General features: G+C 71.7%; 13 protein-coding genes. 8 read left to right on the forward strand and 5 right to left on the reverse strand.

The annotated features are described in order from the left end of the window. Positions 1 to 2: 2 nt before the first annotated feature. The 4 genes from ABGB21_RS09310 (at position 3) to ABGB21_RS09325 (ending at position 3,832) form a co-directional block, all read left to right on the forward strand. Positions 3 to 992 carry a DMT family transporter gene (locus ABGB21_RS09310; protein ID WP_347651291.1) on the forward strand — a complete coding sequence of 330 codons (990 nt, stop codon included), beginning with the start codon at positions 3 to 5 and terminating at the stop codon, positions 990 to 992. Between the two features lie 47 nt (positions 993 to 1,039). Then, positions 1,040 to 1,642 (forward strand): redoxin domain-containing protein, encoded by a 603-nt coding sequence (locus tag ABGB21_RS09315; protein ID WP_347651292.1) that lies wholly within the window; start codon positions 1,040 to 1,042, stop codon positions 1,640 to 1,642. 12 nt (positions 1,643 to 1,654) lie between these two features. Continuing rightward, complete coding sequence (locus ABGB21_RS09320; RefSeq protein WP_347651293.1) at positions 1,655 to 2,512, forward strand: cytochrome c biogenesis protein CcdA; 858 nt, start codon at positions 1,655 to 1,657, stop codon at positions 2,510 to 2,512. 126 nt (positions 2,513 to 2,638) lie between these two features. After that, positions 2,639 to 3,832, forward strand: coding sequence for a glycoside hydrolase family 3 N-terminal domain-containing protein (locus tag ABGB21_RS09325; RefSeq protein ID WP_347677338.1), 1,194 nt, complete (start codon positions 2,639 to 2,641; stop codon positions 3,830 to 3,832). A gap of 9 nt (positions 3,833 to 3,841) precedes the next feature. Here ABGB21_RS09325 and ABGB21_RS09330 read toward each other — a convergent pair whose 3' ends face one another. Continuing rightward, the gene (locus ABGB21_RS09330; RefSeq protein WP_347677340.1) at positions 3,842 to 4,819 is read right to left on the reverse strand and encodes a nucleoside triphosphate pyrophosphohydrolase; all 978 of its coding nucleotides are present in this window, start codon (positions 4,817 to 4,819) and stop codon (positions 3,842 to 3,844) included. Positions 4,820 to 4,847: 28 nt separating this feature from the next. Further along, the gene (locus tag ABGB21_RS09335) at positions 4,848 to 5,564 is read right to left on the reverse strand and encodes a hypothetical protein (RefSeq protein WP_347651297.1); all 717 of its coding nucleotides are present in this window, start codon (positions 5,562 to 5,564) and stop codon (positions 4,848 to 4,850) included. 200 nt (positions 5,565 to 5,764) lie between these two features. Between ABGB21_RS09335 and ABGB21_RS09340 the strand changes: the two genes are divergently transcribed. Then, entirely contained in the window at positions 5,765 to 6,175 is a 411-nt protein-coding gene (locus ABGB21_RS09340; protein WP_347651299.1) for a YbjN domain-containing protein, read from the forward strand. Between the two features lie 53 nt (positions 6,176 to 6,228). Here the strand turns inward: ABGB21_RS09340 and mfd are convergent, their stop codons facing one another. The 3 genes from mfd to ABGB21_RS09355 form a co-directional block, all read right to left on the reverse strand. Next, positions 6,229 to 9,879, reverse strand: coding sequence for a transcription-repair coupling factor (mfd, locus tag ABGB21_RS09345; RefSeq protein ID WP_347651354.1), 3,651 nt, complete (start codon positions 9,877 to 9,879; stop codon positions 6,229 to 6,231). 247 nt (positions 9,880 to 10,126) lie between these two features. Continuing rightward, a complete protein-coding gene (locus tag ABGB21_RS09350) occupies positions 10,127 to 10,789 on the reverse strand; it encodes a hypothetical protein (RefSeq protein WP_347651300.1) in 663 nt (220 codons plus the stop codon). A gap of 126 nt (positions 10,790 to 10,915) precedes the next feature. Beyond that, positions 10,916 to 11,224 (reverse strand): hypothetical protein, encoded by a 309-nt coding sequence (locus tag ABGB21_RS09355; RefSeq protein WP_347677342.1) that lies wholly within the window; start codon positions 11,222 to 11,224, stop codon positions 10,916 to 10,918. A 216-nt stretch (positions 11,225 to 11,440) separates the two neighbouring features. Here ABGB21_RS09355 and ABGB21_RS09360 point away from each other — a divergent pair, with 216 nt between their 5' ends. The 3 genes from ABGB21_RS09360 to ABGB21_RS09370 are packed head-to-tail and all read left to right on the forward strand — an operon-like array spanning position 11,441 to position 12,854. After that, on the forward strand, positions 11,441 to 11,662 hold the full coding sequence (locus ABGB21_RS09360) for a winged helix-turn-helix domain-containing protein (RefSeq protein ID WP_347651302.1): 222 nt from the start codon (positions 11,441 to 11,443) through the stop codon (positions 11,660 to 11,662). Between the two features lie 18 nt (positions 11,663 to 11,680). Further along, positions 11,681 to 11,902, forward strand: a complete 222-nt coding sequence (locus ABGB21_RS09365; protein ID WP_347651303.1) for a winged helix-turn-helix domain-containing protein — start codon at positions 11,681 to 11,683, stop codon at positions 11,900 to 11,902. A gap of 43 nt (positions 11,903 to 11,945) precedes the next feature. Further along, positions 11,946 to 12,854, forward strand: coding sequence for a cyclase family protein (locus ABGB21_RS09370; RefSeq protein ID WP_347651305.1), 909 nt, complete (start codon positions 11,946 to 11,948; stop codon positions 12,852 to 12,854). Positions 12,855 to 12,992 lie beyond the last annotated feature (138 nt).

The following is a 12,992-nucleotide window of genomic DNA, read 5'->3' on the forward strand; positions in this document are numbered from 1 at the left end:
TCGTGACCCTCTCGAACCCGGCCGCCCTCCTGCTCTGCGTCACCGGAATGACCATCGTCGGCAGCTCCGTGTCGATCAGCCAGCTGATCCTCGACTACCCGCACCTCACCGGCCAGGCGATCCGGTACGCGCTGGCCGCCGCCGTACTCTTCGCCCTGGCCCGCCGCTTCCCCACCCTGCTGACCGGCGGCGGTCCCCCGCCAGGCCGGCCCACCCGACGGGAGCTGGTTCTCCTCACCGCGCTGGCGGCCACCGGCATGGCCGGGTTCAACGCCTGCATCCTGCTCGCGTTGCCGCACGCCGACCCGGCCGTGGTCGGTACCGTCATCGGCGCGGCGCCGCTCGGTCTCGCCCTGCTCGGCCCGCTCTCCCGGCGGCAGCGCCCGGCCGCCCGGCTGGTGGCCGCCGCCGCGCTTGTCGTCGCCGGGACCGCGCTGGTCCAGGGCAGTGGACGGACCGACACGATCGGGGTGCTCGCCTCCCTCGGCGCGTTCGGTGGGGAGATCGCGTTCACCCTGCTCGCCGCCGTCGTCCTGCCCCGGCTCGGGCCGGTACTCGTCTCGGCGTACGGCTGCGCGCTCTCCGTACCGCTGCTCCTGCTGGCCGCGCTGCCCGCCGGCGAGTACCACCGACTGCGTCTGCCCACCGCGACCGAGGCGGCCACCCTCGGCTACCTGGCCGCGTTCATGACCGTGGTCGCGTTCCTGGCCTGGTTCACCGGGTTGCGGCAGATCGGGGTCGAGCGGGCCGCCCCGCTGGTCGGGCTGATGCCGATCGCCACCCTGCTCACCGCCGCCATCCAGGACGGCCGACCGCCGCAGCTCGGCGCCGGCGTCGGCGTCCTCGTCGTCGCGCTCGGCATCGCCGCCGGCCTGAGTGCGAGGAAGGGGCCCTTGTTATCGGATTCGGTAGCCAAAGGGCCCCTTCCGCACCCCGACCGGGCCGCCGGGCCGAGCCGTAATGAACCGGTAAGGGTCCGCCCGACGCCGTAGCCGATAGATTGACGCGGACCTGGCGGCAGAACATCCGGGAGGGGTCGATGACACGGGCAGGCCGAGCGGGAGCACTCGTCGCGGCCGTCGCGCTCGCGATGACGGGATGCGCGTCGAAACCCGACGGCGGGGCCGTTTCGGAAACCCGACCACCGGCGACCGCCTCACCGGCGGCCGACCCGACAGCCTCCGCCGGCGGTTCGGCACCCACCACCGGTACGGCGGCACCGGACGACGGAACGGTGCCGGAGGCGTTCCGCTTCGCGGCCACCACGGTGGACGGGAAGCCGTTCGATGCCGCCACCCTGCGTGGCCGTCCGGTCGTCTTCTGGTTCTGGGCGTCCTGGTGCCCCCGATGCCGCGCCGCCGCCGACGACGTCGCCGGACTGCACCGGGACTTCGCCGACCGGGTGCAGGTGATCGGAGTCGCCGGGCTCAACAGCGGCGACGACGCGATGCGGAAGTTCGTCGCCGGCCAGGGCATCACCGGCTTCGTCAACCTCGCCGACGACGAGGGCCAGGTGTGGCGGCGGTTCGGGGTCACCAGTCAGGAGTACTACGTGCTGCTGGATGCCGCCGGCACGGTCGTCCACAAGGGGGCGCTGACACCGCAGGCGTTACGCGAGCGGGTCGCCGCACTGGCCGGCTGACGGGGCCGACCGGTGTTCGATGCCCCGTACGCGCTGGCGCTCGCCGCCGGGCTGCTGGCCGCGGTCAACCCGTGCGGATTCGCGTTGCTGCCCGCGTACCTCTCCTTCCTGGTGTTGGACGACGGTGACGCCGGGCGGTCTCGGGCGGTCGGCCGCGCCCTGTGGTCCACCCTGGCGATGACCGTCGGATTCGTCGCCGTGTTCGGCGTCTTCGGGCTGCTCGCCGCCCCGGTGGCCGACGCGCTCGCCCGGCACCTGCCGTGGCTGGGCATCGTGATCGGCCTGGTCCTGGCCGGGCTCGGGGTCTGGCTGCTGACCGGCCGGGAACTGCCGACGGTCACCCCGAAACTCGGCTCCGGCCCGGAACTGACCCGCCGGTTCGGCTCCATGGCCCTGTTCGGCGCCTCCTACGCGGTCGCGTCGCTCGGCTGCACCGTCGGCCCGTTCCTCGCCGTGGTGGTCGCGGGTTTCCGCGCCGGCTCGCTCGCCGCCGGGGTCGGGCTCTTCGTCGCGTACGCCGCCGGCATGGCCCTGGTCGTCGGCCTCGCGGCGCTGGCGGTGGCCCTGGCCAGGGTCTCGCTGGTCCGTGGTCTGCGCCGGGCGGCACCGGTCGTCGGACGGGTCGCCGGCGGACTGCTGGTCCTGGCCGGCGGCTACGTCGCCTGGTACGGCTGGTACGAGATCCGGGTGTTCCGGGGTGACCTCGACGGTGACGGCGACCCGCTCGTCGAGGCCGCGACGGCCGTCCAGTCCAGGGTCGCCGGCTGGCTGGACGGTCTCGGCCCGGGACCGGTCGTGGTCGCCGTCGCCGTACTACTGCTCGCCGCGACGGCGACCGGAGCGGCGCTCCGCCTCCGACGCCGCCGGTGAGCAGACGGCCCCTGGTACCGGATTCGGTCGCGGAACGGCCGCGTCACCCTGCCGGACCGGGCGGGAGACCAGCGAAAGGTCCCGATCTGCCCGTCTCGCCCGATCAGCGGTCGTAGCGTGGGTCAGGTGAAGAACCCTCACCTGACCCGTCGACTGCTGCTCGGCGCCATCGGCTCGGCCGCGGTGGCGACGGGTACGGCCGGCTGCGGATCACGCCCCGGCCGGACGCCGCCGCCGGAGGCGGTGGCCACCCCGCGCTCGCCGTCACCACACCGGACCACCCCCGGACGGACCGACGAGGCGTCGCTGCGCCGCCGGATCGCGAGCCTGCTCGTGGTCGGTTTCCGTGGCGAACAGCTGCGCCAGGTGCCCTGGGTCAGCACGGCGATCCGCGACGGACTCGGCGGAGTCATCCTCTTCGACCGCGACCTGAGTACGGACGCCGTCCGCAACATCCGCTCCCGACAGCAGGTCACCGCACTGGTGAAGAGCCTGCGGCAGGCGGCTCCCCGGCTCATCGTCTCGGTCGACCAGGAGGGCGGCCGGGTCGCCCGGCTCAATCCCGGCAACGGTTTCCCGGCGACGAAGTCGCAGGCCCAGATCGGCGCGGAGAACTCCACCCCGGCGACCCGTAGCTGGGCGCAGGGGCTGGTGCACGAACTCTCCTCGGTCGGGTTCACGTTCAACTACGCACCCGTGGTCGACCTCAACGTGAACCCGAACAATCCGGCGATCGGCCGACTCGACCGCAGCTTCTCCGCCAAGCCCGACGTGGTGGTGAAGAACGCGACGGAGGAGATCCAGGTGCACCGGGCCGCCGGAATCCGCACCTCGCTCAAGCACTTCCCCGGCCTCGGCAGCGCGACCGCCAACACCGACTTCGCCGTCGCCGACGTCACCGACTCGTGGCGGCCGGTCGAACTCGAACCGTTCCAGCAGTTGATCAGCGCCGGTACCGCCGACTCCGTACTGGTCGGCCACGTCCTCAACCGTCAGCTCGACCCGAACCGGCCGGCCTCGCTGTCCCGGCCGGTCGTCACCGACCTGCTCCGCAACCGGATGGGTTTCCGTGGCCCGGTGGTCAGCGACGACATGCAGGCGGTGGCGATCACCAGCCGGTTCGGCCGGGACGAGGCCGTCGCGCTCGCCCTGGAGGCGGGCGTCGACCTGCTCGTCTTCGGCAACCAGCAGGTGTACGACCCGAACATCGTCACCGAGACGGTCAACGGTGTGCTGAAGCTGGTCCGGTCGGGACGGCTCACCGAGGCCCGGATCAACGAGTCGGTGGCCCGGGTCGACGCGCTGCGCCCGAAGGGGTGAACCGCGTCCTCACGCCTGTTCGGCGGCCCGGACCGTCTCGACGTAGTCCAGGGTCGCCTGCCGCAGCGCCGCCTCGGCGTCGAGCCCGGCGGCCCGGGAGCGGGCCACCGTCGCCAGCAGTTCGGCACCGAGCCGCCCGGCGGGCTCCGACTCCGCCGTCGGCGGCGGCAGCGGCACCGCCAGCCCTGCCCGGTCGACCCGGTGCAGCACCTTCGCGGCCAGGGCCAGGGCCGGCTGGGAGAGCGCGATGCCGTCCAGCACCGAACCCCGGGGCTTCTCGGTCCGCTTGATCCGCTCCCAGTTCTCGGTGATCTCCTCGATCGTCTCCACCGACGCCCCGGCGAAGACGTGCGGGTTGCGTCGGATCATCTTCGCCACCAGGCCACCGGCCACGTCGTCGACGTTCCAGCGTTTCCCCTCGGGGAGTTCCTCGGCGAGCCGGGCGTGCAGCACCACCTGCAGCAGGACGTCACCGAGTTCGTCGCGGAGCGCGTCGAGGTCACCGGCGACGATCGCGTCGTACGCCTCGTAGCACTCCTCGAGCAGATACCGGGCCAGGGAGCTGTGCGTCTGGGCCCGCTTCCACGGGTCACCGCCGGGCGACTGCAGCCGGTCCATCACCGCCACCGCGTCGAGCAGCCGGGCGCCGGGCGGATCCCAGGAGCCGTACATCAGTTCCAGCTCGGCCAGGCCCGGCTCGCGGGCCAGCCGCAGCCCCAGGCGCCGGGCCAGGTCCTCGTCGCCGGCCGGTCCGGCCAGCCAGACCACCGCACCGTGCGCCGTCGCGGTGGCCAGCAGCGCCGACAGTGGATCGTCGGTGACGGTGACCTCGGCGCCCGCCGCGCGTACGGCCGTGGTCAGCTCACTCTCCGCCGCCGCCAGCACCGGGTGCGCGCGTACGACGTCCCAGGCGGCGGCGGTCAGCAGCCCGGCCGGCAGCCGGGGCGAGGTGACCAGCAGGATGATCCGGGCAGGCGGGGCGTTCATCACTCGTACCGTGAACGGACAGGTCCGGTCAGCGCGGGTCGACCATGGTGTCCGGGCCGGTCGGACCGACCGTCATGGCAACCGCCGGCATGTTGTTGGCGAACGGGAGCACGCTGTACTCCAGCGGCTGGTACCGCGGGTTGACCGTGATGTCGCGCGCCGCCAGCGCCTCGACCAGCGCGGCCCGGGTGGCGAGTGCCCGGTGCACGATCTCCTGGTTGAGCTGTTGGGCGGCCTCCTCGTCCTTCGCCTCCAACGGGATGACATCGGCTGCCCGGCCCCGGGCCACGAGGTCGGCGAGCTGCTCCGGGGTCGGCGTGACCGGCTGTACCGGTATGCCGGCCTCGCACGCCTTGACCTCGGTGTAGAGCTGCACGTACCGGGCGGTCGCCGGGAGGGCGAGCTGCTGGACGCTGGCGTCCATCGACGACTGCGGCACCGGCTGGAAGCCCTTCTCGGCCGCGAGCTGCCGGCAGACCTCCGCCATCAGGAGGGTGCCGACCACCTCGGGCCGGCTGGGCACCCGGGCCTGGCCCGGCACCGTCGGCCGATCCGGTGGCGTCACGGTGGCGTCCGGCGGCACCTTGCTCTTCGCGTCGTCGAGCACCGAGGTCACCTCGTTCTCGGTGATCTTCCGATCACCGACGTACGCGGCAACGCTGGAGTCGGAGCGGCAGGCGGAGAGGGCGGTGGTGCCGAGCACGGCGATGACCGCGATCGAAGCCAGACGACGGGCACGCTGCATGCCCGACACTCTCTCACGCGTCGCCGAGCCGCCGCAGCCGGGCCACCCCGCTTCCGTGCCCGGCCTGTCGGAGCCCGACCCTACGATGATCAATCGTGCGGCACCCAGTGTGGGTGGCCCGCCTCCCCCGTGCCCGGACGGTACGGGGTGACGCGTCGGGCCAGGGCGGAAAACGGGACTCGAACAGAGCGGGAGAACAGATGGCGGACGAGATCCTCACGCCGGAGAACGTGTCGACCGAACGGCTGCGGCAGATCTTCGACCAGGCGTACCTGGAGACGTCGATCGACGAGGACGGCGACCTGGAGGTCACCGACGGGATCAGCTGCTGGGTGCGGGCCAGTTCGGACGGCCGCCGGATCCAGCTGATGACCCTGATCCGGGTCGACCAGGCGTCCAGCATGGAGTCCAGGCTCCAACTCGCCAACCGGATCAACGACGAGATGGCGGTGCTCCGGGCGGCCGCGACCGGGCACGACGGGTTCTGCTTCGACCACTACCTCGGGGTCGTCGGCGGGCTGCCGGTCCGCAACCTGGTGATGTCCACCCGGGACTTCCTGCAGGCGGTCCGCGCCGCGTTCCAGTTCGACGAGGCCGGCATCCTCGGCTGACGATCCGCCCGGGACCGGGCCCCGACGCCGGATGAGCGTCGGGGCCCGCGTGGTCAGCGGCCCGACGTACCGGCCGGTGCCGTTGCCACCTCGCCGAGCACGTCGCGGAGCAGCTGCGCGCACCAGTCCAGCAGTGCCTGGTCCCGCAGCGGCTCGCCGCCGATCCGCCGGGTCGTCGGCCGGGGCACGCTCACCTGGTCGGTCGCCGCCTTGTAGACCGCGTCCGGGTGGTAGCGCTTGAGCCGCAGCTGCTTCGAGTCGGGCAGCGGCAGCGGCGAGAACCGTACGTGTTTGCCCTGCATCGACACGTCGGTCAGCCCGTACGCCCGGACGAGCAGCCGGAACCGGGCCACCGCGACCAGGTTGACCACCTGCTCCGGCGGCTCGCCGTACCGGTCGGTCATCTCGGCGACCACCTCGGTCAACCGCGCCTCGTCGCGGGCCTCGGCGAGCTTGCGGTACATCTCCAGGCGCAGCCGCTCCACCCCGATGTAGTCGTGCGGCAGGTGCGCGTCGATCGGCAGGTCGACCTTCATGTCGACCTCCTCCTCCGGCCGCTCGCCCTTGAACGCCTGCACCGCCTCGCCGACCATCCGCACGTAGAGGTCGAAGCCGACCCCCTCGATGTGCCCGGACTGCTCACCGCCGAGCAGGTTGCCGGCGCCCCGGATCTCCAGGTCCTTCATCGCCACGTACATGCCGGCGCCGAGCTCGGTGTGCTGGGCGATGGTGGCCAGCCGCTCGTGGGCGTGCTCGGTCAGCGGCTTGTCCGCCGGGTAGAGGAAGTACGCGTACGCCCGCTCCCGGCCCCGGCCGACCCGGCCCCGGATCTGGTGCAACTGGGCCAGGCCGAGCAGGTCGGCCCGCTCCACGATCAGCGTGTTGGCGTTCGGGATGTCGATGCCGGACTCCACGATCGTGGTGCAGACCAGGACGTCGTACTCCTTCTCCCAAAAGCCGACCATCACCTTCTCCAGGGCGTCCTCGCCCATCTGGCCGTGCGCGACCGCGACCCGGGCCTCCGGCACCAGTTCCCGGATCCGTCGCGCCGCCCGGTCGATCGACTCGACCCGGTTGTGCAGGTAGAAGACCTGACCGTCGCGGAGCAGCTCACGGTGGACCGCGGCGGCGACCTGCTTGTCGTCGTACGCCCCGACGAAGGTCAACACCGGGTGCCGTTCCTCCGGCGGGGTGGCGATCGTCGACATCTCCCGGATGCCGGTGATCGCCATCTCCAGGGTCCGCGGGATCGGGGTCGCCGACATGGTCAGTACGTCGACCGAGGTACGCAGCGACTTCAGGTGCTCCTTGTGCTCGACCCCGAACCGCTGCTCCTCGTCGACGATCACCATGCCGAGAGACTTGAACCGGGTCGCCGCCTGGAGCAGCCGGTGGGTGCCGATCACGATGTCGGCGCTGCCGTCGGCGGCGGCCTCCAGGGTCGCCTCGGCCTCCTTCGGCGTCTGGAACCGGGACAGCTGCCGGATCGCCACCGGGAACTGTCCCATCCGCTCGCTGAACGTGTTGTAGTGCTGCTGGGCCAGCAGCGTGGTCGGCACCAGCACCGCCACCTGCTTGCCGTCCTGCACCGCCTTGAACGCGGCCCGGACCGCGATCTCGGTCTTGCCGTAGCCGACGTCGCCGCAGATCAGCCGGTCCATCGGGACCGTCTGCTCCATGTCCCGCTTGACCTCCTCGATCGCCGCCAGCTGGTCCGGTGTCTCGGTGTACGGGAAGGCGTCCTCCAGCTCCCGCTGCCACGGGGTGTCCGGGGCGAACGCGTGCCCCTTGGACGCCCGCCGGGCGGCGTAGAGCTGGACGAGCTGGGCGGCGATCTCCTTGACCGCCTTACGGGCCCGGGCCTTGGCCTTCTGCCAGTCCGAGCCGCCCATCTTGTGCAGCGTCGGGGTCTCGCCGCCGACGTACCGGGAGAGCTGGTCGAGCTGGTCGGTGGGGACGAAGAGCCGGTCACCGGGCTGGCCGCGCTTGCTGGCGGCGTACTCGATGACCAGGTACTCCCGCTCGGCGCCGTTCACCGCGCGTTGCACCAGTTCGACGTACCGGCCGATGCCGTGCTGCTCGTGCACCACGTAGTCGCCGGCCCGCAGCTCCAGCGGGTCGATGGTGTTGCGCCGCCGGCTCGGCATCTTGCGCATGTCCCGGGTCGACGAGCCCCGCCCGCCGGTGATGTCGTGCCCGGTCAGTACGACAAACCGGGCCGCCGGGTCGAGGAAGCCGTGGTTGAGCGAGCCGCAGGTGACGACCAGTTCCCCGTCAGCCGGGGCGCTGGTGATCTCCTCGACGGTGGCGGCGCCGAGGCCGGCGTCCCGGAGCACCTCGACCGCCCGCTGCGCCGGACCGTGCCCCTCGAAGACCAGGGTCACCGCCCAGCCGTCGCCGGCCCAGCGCTTCAGGTCCTCGACCACCCGGGCGGTCTCGCCGTGGTAGAGCGGGGTCGGCTGGGCGGCGAGCGCGAACGCCTCCCCGGTGTCCGGGGTTACCGTCACCTCCGGCTCCGGCTCCACCTCCCACGGCGCGACGGTGGCCGCCGGCCCGTGGGTGGCCTCCGCCAACCCGAACGGCGACACCGACCACCAGGGCTGGCCGAGGGCGGCGACGGTGGCGCGTACCTCGGCCAGGGTCTTGAACGCGGCGGCGCCGAGGTCGACCGGGGCCTGGCCACCGACGGCGGCCGCGGCCCAGCTCGCCTCCAGGAACTCCGCCGAGGTACGGACCAGGTCGTGTGCCCGGGTCCGGATCCGCTCCGGGTCACAGAGCAGGACGTGGGTGCCGGCCGGCATGCAGTGCGGCAGCAGTTCGAGGGAGTCGGCGCCGACCAGCGCCGGGGCGAGCGACTCCATCCCCTCGACCGGAATCCCCTCGGCCAGCTTGTCCAGGATCTCGGCCAGCTCCGGATGCTCCACCGACAGCGCGAACGCCCGCTGCCGCACCTCCTCGGTGAGCAGCAGTTCCCGGCACGGTGGCGCCCACATCGCGGGTACCGCCTCGATGGTCCGCTGGTCGGCGACGGCGAAGGTACGGATCTCCTCCACCTCGTCGCCCCAGAACTCGACCCGGGACGGGTGCTCGTCGGTCGGCGGGAAGACGTCCAGGATGCCGCCCCGGACGGCGTACTCGCCGCGCTTGGTGACCAGGTCGACCCGGGCGTACGCCAGGTCGGTCAGCCGGCGGGCGACCTGCTCCAGCTCCGCCTCGGCGCCGACCGCCAACCGGACCGGTTCCAGGTCGCCCAGCCCCTTGAGCTGCGGCTGCAGCACCGACCGGACGGGCGCGACGACGACCCGTACCGGCCCGGCGTGCTCGTCCAACTCCGGGTGCGCCAGTCGGCGCAGCACCGCCAGCCGCCGCCCGACCGTGTCGGAGCGGGGCGAGAGCCGCTCGTGCGGCAGCGTCTCCCAGGCCGGGAAGACCACCACCTGCTCCGGCGGCAGCAGGCTGCGCAGCGCGGCGGCGAGATCGTCCGCCTCCCGGCTGGTCGCGGTGACCGCCAGGACCGGCCGCCCCGCGCCCCCGGCGTCCTCGGCGTCCTCGGTCGCGGCGACGGCGGCGACGACAAACGGCCGCAACGCCGCCGGCGCGGTCAGATCCACCCCGTCCGCGTCCGGCCCGCCGGCCCGGGCCAGGTCGCGCGCCCTCGCCAACCCCCGGTCCCGGAGCGCGGCAGCCAACAACCCGGTAAGCACGGCCATGATCACACCCTCTTGCCACAACACCTGGGCACGCAGAACGAGCCCCGCGCCCGATCCGGACGGGGGGTCTGAGGTGTGCGGAAAGGTCCCCTCTCAGCGCATCTCGCCGGAGGCAGGGTCCCCTCCTCACACCCGGACCAAGCCTATCCCCTGCGCCCGACAGACCCCGGCCACTGGCCGCAGCAACCGGGTGGATGCTTCCAGCCGGAAGGCGAGCCGGGGCATCGGGCGATGGGGTGATCTAGAAGCCGGTTTCCGGAGGTCCAATCACTTTCAACCCGACCTGCTCGGCCAGCCACTGGGCACGCCGCTCGTCACCCCAGCGAACGTGCACGTACAGCGTGTGGTCGTCCGCTGGCCTCTCCTGGAAGACCCCGGCGGCGTTGAGGGTGAGCTGGATATTGCCGTGCTTCACCTCCCAGGTGCACAACTCGAGCTCCTCGACCGGCGGCCAGGTGACGTCCTCCCACACCACCTCGGCCGGGTCCGGGCCGATCACGGCAAGGAAACGCTCCTCGACCGTCCCCACCGGCTGATGAGTGAGTTCGACCTCGCACGGCAGCTCTGGCAGTCGGCCGAGGGCCGCCACCGACTCGGCGTTGAACACCGGGTACAGCCACAGCGTCCCGTCACGAAGCCGCGCTTGAAGATCTTGCGGCTTGACGTACGGGCCGAGGATCCGGCGGGCAAGGTCAGCCAGCTCCCCCGGAACCGCCAGATCAAACCGGCCGTCCGGGATCGCCGCGAGGTAGCGGCCGAGTTGATGGGTCCGGGTTTCCGCATGCATCCGTACCCGTGGCACGAAGTAGTCCCGGCCGGCCAGCGCCACCAGTCGTCGGGCCAGTGCGTGCGCCCGCTCCAGGTCCGTCGTACGCAGGATCGGATGGGCGTACGAGTTGCTCATGCGCCACCCCCTCAGCGGGCCGGATCGACTGCCATGGCTGCCACCGACCGACCACTGGCGAATGATCAGATGATCCGGGCCGGCCCGGGCGCGGGCAACCGAGAATCGACCGCCCCGGGCTACCGGTCAGGCTGCCTGCGGAAACTCGACGTCGGCCCGCCGTAACAGATCGACGAGCACCGCTACGAGGACGCGCGCCTGAGCCGAGTCGATCGGCCAGCGATCGGCGTCCTCACCAACGGAAAACTCCAGCAACACCCCGCCGGGCTGACAAGGCCCGACGTCCATCCGCCACAACCCGGCGGCCACCTGAATCACCTCGTCGCCGCGAGGGGCGACCCGGACCAGCGTCGACACATGAAGATCGCCACCGGATGCACAGTCGGGCCCGTGCCGACACCATGGTGGATGAGCAGGGTTGGGTACGTTACTCATGGGCCGGGGCTCCTTCCCGGTCAAGGCCCGGAGACAGGAGTGCCACCTCCACTCCGGGCCGCCCATTCTTCTTCTCTTCCTCGACCGGCCCGATCGGTGCCACCCAGGCGAGCCAGCATGAAGACAACCTAGGACAGGATCCTACCCCCGGTCAATGCCTACTTGAGGTAGTAGGAGGAAGCGTGATCTCATAGGCAGGCCACCCAGGGAGAAGCCATGCCGTACGAGGCCGCCTACGAACGAATCGCCCGTGAGCTACGCGAGCGCATTACCGCTGGTCAGCTCAAGCCGGGCGACAAGTTGCCATCGATCAGCCAACTCAAGGCTCAACACGGGGTATCGGAGACCGTCATCCGTAACGCGATGTTGATCCTGAAGACAGAAGGCCTCACCGAGGGTCGCCCGGGCTCGGGAGTATTCGTACGAGACCAGGCCTGACCGCGGACCCAGCCGCTCATGCCTGCGTACACGAAGAAGCAACAGCTGATCGACACGCTGACCCAACGAATCGAGTCGGGCGAGTACCCACCGGGGTCGAAGCTGCCCTCCGGTACCGAACTGTGCGCGGAGTTCGACGTGTCCCGTCAGGTGGTCCGCTCCGCGATCGACTGGCTAAAGGCGCGGGGCCTGGTCGACGGCGCGCCCGGCGCCGGTGTGTTCGTCAGACCACCGGCCTGAGCCGCCGTTGACGGGGTCGAGGGCCCATGGTCAGCTTGGCGGCATGGCTGACCAGTGGCGGGTCCGGTTCGACGCGGAGGTCGACTTCGTCAACGGTGGCGGGCTGCGGGTGGATGACTTCCGGCTCGACATCCCGGGCACCGAGATCAGCGACACCGAGTTGGCGTCCCTCTTCGTCCGGCATCTCGGCCTGCTGATGGTCGGCGAGGTGCGGATCACCGCGAAGGAGCTGATCCGCGAGCCGCACAGGGGCGGCCGGCACGTCGTCCCGGCACCGGCTCCCGGCGCACGGCTGGTCGAGCTGAGTCACGTCGTCCGGGACGGCATGATGACCTATCCGGGTCTGCCCGGCCCCCAAATCACGGACTGGTTGACCAGGGAGGCGTCCCGAGAGCGGTACGGCCCCGACACCGAGTTCCACATCGCCGCGATCACGATGGTCGGCAACACCGGGACGTACGTCGACGTGCCGTCGCACCGCTGGCCGGACGGCGCCGACCTGGCCGGCGTACCCCTGGATCGGCTCGCCGACCTGCCCGGCGTCCTGGTACGGGTACCGGTCGGGGTACGCGCGGTCGACCGGTTGCTGCTGGCCCCGTACGACGTTGCCGGGCGGGCGGTACTGCTGCACAGCGGCTGGGACGCCCATTTCGGCACGGAGCGGTACGGCGCTCCCGAGCACCCGTACCTGACCGCCGACGGAGCGGAGTGGCTGGCGTCGGCCGGGGCGGTCCTGGTGGGCATCGACTCGGTGAACATCGACGACAGCTCGCCGGCCGCCGGCGGCATCCGCCCGGCGCACAGCGTGCTGCTCGCGGCTGGGGTCCCGATCGTGGAGCACCTGCGCGGGCTGGCGGCACTCCCTCCGGAGGGTTTCCGGTTCACCGCCGTTCCGCCGCTGGTGGCGGGAATGGGTAGCTTCCCGGTCCGCGCCTTCGCGATACTCGGTTGAGTTGAGTCGTCGTTCGCCGTACTCGGTTGAGTCGTCGTTCGCCGTACTCGGTTGAGTCGTCGTTCGCCGTACTCGGTTGGGTCGTCGCCGAGCCTTGTCTGTCCGCCTCCGGGATCGCGCACCCGTGGCGGTTGCGTC

Origin of the sequence: Plantactinospora sp. B24E8 (assembly GCF_039871735.1) — a bacterium.
In the GTDB taxonomy this organism is placed as follows: domain Bacteria; phylum Actinomycetota; class Actinomycetes; order Mycobacteriales; family Micromonosporaceae; genus Plantactinospora.